Here is a 3,051-nt window from a genome sequence, read left to right on the forward strand (position 1 = left end):
GCCGTCTCGCGATCGTGATTGGCGCGGGCGGCGGCGCTGCGTCATCGGTCCTCGCATGCATCCGGCTGGGCGCGAGCCATGTCGTGATCGCCAATCGCACGCCCGCTCGCGCAGCAGCACTCGCGCGGCGCTTCTCGGCCAAGGGCGCGCGCGCGTCGGGTGAGCCTCGCGGGCTGGACGCGCTGATGGATACGGAGCTGCTGGCTGCCGCGCGATTGATCGTCAATGCGACCTCGATGGGTCTCACGACGGGACGATTCGCGCGCCTCGACTACGGCTCATCGGCCGCCGATTGCTTGTTCTACGACCTGATTTACTCGGCGGAGCCTACCGAGTTCATCAAGCCCGCCCTTGCTGCCGGCCGGCCAGCGACCGACGGCGCCGGGATGCTGGTGAACCAGGGCGAACTCGCGTTCAAGCTGTTCAATCGAGTCGCGCCGCCGGCCGGCGTGATGCGCGCGGCTTTGTTCGACGCTCTGGGCCGCGCACAAAGTTAGTGCCTACACGAACGCTCCGATTGCCCGCCGCGCGAACATGATGCCGGCGGGCGCAACGAGCAGTTCTGGCTGAAGGACGATCACCGCGGCAACAGCCATGAGACCCGCGGCGATCAAGAGGTCGCGCTTGTCGACGTGGAAAGTCCAGCGCTCGCAATCATCGCAGTAGCTCGCCCGGAATCTTCCGCTGCTTTCGCACGAGTTGCAGGCCATAGCTTCAGCTCCTTCGCCGGACGGCGCGCACCTCAACCTTAGCCGAACATCTCCTTGAGCTTGTCCACGAAGCCTTTGGAGAGCGGATGGTTGACGGCCTTGCCGTCGAGCTTGGCAAATTCTTCGAGCAGCTCGCGCTGGCGCGCGGTCAGGCTGCGCGGCGTCTCGACGATCACCTTGATCAGCTGATCGCCGCGTCCGTAGCCGTGAAGATCGACGATGCCTTTGCCCTTGAGGCGCAAAATTTTTCCCGACTGCGTGCCCGATGGAATCTTGAGCTTCACTTTGCCTTCGAGCGTCGGCACTTCGATCTCGGTGCCGACCGCCGCCTGCGGGAAACTGATCGGCGCCTCGATTATCACGTCGTTGTCCTGCCGCACGAACATCTCGTGCTCCTTGACGTGGATTACCACGTAGAGATCGCCTTGCGGTCCGCCGCCGTAGCCGGCCTCGCCCTCGTTGCGCAGCTTGAGGCGCGAGCCGTTGTCCACCCCGGGCGGAATCTTCACCGCGAGCGATTCGGCTTTGCGGATTCGCCCCTGGCCCTGGCATTTGGGGCACGGGTCGGAAATGATCATTCCCTCGCCGCGGCATTGCCCGCAGGTCGTCGAGATCGAAAAGAATCCCTGCTGCGTGCGCACCTGGCCGCTGCCGCGGCAATTGGGGCACTGTTGCGCGCCACCGGAGCCGCCGCGAGCGCGCGTGCCGTTGCAGGACTCGCATTGCGTCAGGCGCTGGAACTTTACGACTTTCTCGATCCCGCGCGCCGCTTCCTCGAATTCGATTTCGAGATCGTAACGCAGGTCGTCGCCGCGCCGGGTACGTGAGCGCGAGCGTCCGCGGCCGGTACCGAAAAAATCGCCAAAGATGTCGGAGAAAACTTCCTCGAAACCCTGGCTGAAGTCGAAGCCGCCGAATCCGCCCGGACCACCCTGCGCTCCCTGGAACGCGGCATGCCCAAAACGATCATACTGTGCCCGCCGCTCAGGGTCTGAAAGAACCTGATAGGCCTCGTTGAGTTCTTTGAAACGCTCCTCGGCCTCTTTGTTGCCGGGATTGCGATCGGGATGAAACTGGATCGCGAGACTGCGGTAGGCTTTCTTCAGTTCGGCTTCGCCGGAGCCACGATTGACGCCGAGGACTTCATAATAATCTCGCTTTTGTGCAGACGGCATCGCGCAAAGATTCTATGCGAACACCCGCGGCGACGCCATTGTAGGCGCCATACGAATGGGGCCGCGCATGCGGCCCCATCGTCGGCTACTGATCTTTGACTTCTTTGTAATCCGCATCAACCACGTCTTCTTTCGCGCCCGCTTCGCCATTTCCGCTCTGGGAGCCACTCTGCCCGCTGGTGCCTTCCTGCGGACCGGCGCCTTCCTGCGGTCCTGCATTAGCCTTGGTTTTGCTGTACATCGCCTCGGCCAGCTTGTGCGACGCGTTCTGCAGCGCCTCGGCTGCGCGATTGATCTCGTCGGCGTCCTTGGACTCAAGCTTGGTCCGCGCCTCCGCGAGTGCGTCCTCGACCTGCTTGCGTCCGGCCTCGTCAATTTCTGCGCCGTGATCCTTGAGCGTCTTCTCGGTCGTATAGATGAGGTTGTCCAGCTTGTTGCGCGCCTCCGCCTGCTGGCGGCGAGCATGGTCCTCGGCGGCATGCGCCTCGGCCTCGCGCACCATCTTCTTGATCTCTTCCTCGTTGAGTCCCGACGACGCGGTGATCTTGATCGACTGCTCCTTGTTGGTGCCGAGGTCCTTCGCATGCACGTTAACGATTCCGTTCGCATCGATATCGAACGTGACCTCAACCTGCGGCATACCGCGCGGCGCTGGTGGAATTCCGATCAGGTCGAATTGGCCGAGCAGCTTGTTGTCCGACGCCATCTCGCGCTCGCCCTGGAAGACCCGAATCGTGACCGCAGTCTGATTGTCCTGCGCAGTCGAGAACGTCTGGCTCTTGCGCGTCGGAATCGTCGTGTTCTTTTCGATCAGCTTGGTGAACACGCCGCCGAGCGTTTCGATTCCGAGTGACAGCGGAGTCACGTCCAGCAGCAAGACGTCTTTGACTTCGCCCTTGAGCACGCCCGCCTGGATAGCAGCGCCGATCGCGACGACCTCGTCGGGATTGACGCCCTTGTGCCCTTCCTTGCCGAACAGCCGCTTCACGCGTTCCTGCACCGCGGGCATGCGGGTCATCCCGCCGACCAGCACGATCTCGTTGATCTCGCTAGCCTTGAGTCCGGCATCGCGCAACGCGGTCACGCATGGCGCGTCGAGCCTGTCCAGCAGGTCGGCGCATAGCGCTTCGAGTTTCGCGCGCGTCAGCTTGATATTGAGATGCTTC

4 protein-coding genes are annotated in these 3,051 nt (G+C 62.9%); 1 reads left to right on the plus strand and 3 read right to left on the minus strand.

All coding sequences use genetic code 11. From position 1 onward, the window contains the following. Positions 1-497, plus strand: a 497-nt coding sequence (locus tag VIW95_RS06410; protein ID WP_331584607.1) for a shikimate dehydrogenase family protein, incomplete at its 5' end; no start/stop codon positions are given. A 3-nt stretch (positions 498-500) separates the two neighbouring features. On the opposite strand, the gene VIW95_RS06415 is transcribed toward VIW95_RS06410, so the two are convergent. The 3 genes from VIW95_RS06415 to VIW95_RS06425 form a co-directional block, all read right to left on the minus strand. After that, the gene (locus VIW95_RS06415; protein ID WP_331584608.1) at positions 501-710 is read right to left on the minus strand and encodes a hypothetical protein; all 210 of its coding nucleotides are present in this window, start codon (positions 708-710) and stop codon (positions 501-503) included. Between the two features lie 38 nt (positions 711-748). After that, the gene (gene dnaJ, locus VIW95_RS06420; protein WP_331584609.1) at positions 749-1,885 is read right to left on the minus strand and encodes a molecular chaperone DnaJ; all 1,137 of its coding nucleotides are present in this window, start codon (positions 1,883-1,885) and stop codon (positions 749-751) included. Positions 1,886-1,970: 85 nt separating this feature from the next. Continuing rightward, the coding region (locus tag VIW95_RS06425; RefSeq protein WP_331584610.1) for an Hsp70 family protein at positions 1,971-3,051 on the minus strand (1,081 nt) is incomplete at its 5' end.

Source organism: Binatus sp. (SeqCode), assembly GCF_036522015.1.
Taxonomy (GTDB): Bacteria; Desulfobacterota; Binatia; order Binatales; family Binataceae; genus Binatus.

Coding starts and splice junctions, on each gene's coding strand:
- dnaJ (WP_331584609.1), bottom strand. CDS start 1,885: ATGCCGTCTGCACAAAAGCGAGATTATTATGAAGTCCTCGGCGTCAAT.
- VIW95_RS06415 (WP_331584608.1), bottom strand. CDS start 710: ATGGCCTGCAACTCGTGCGAAAGCAGCGGAAGATTCCGGGCGAGCTAC.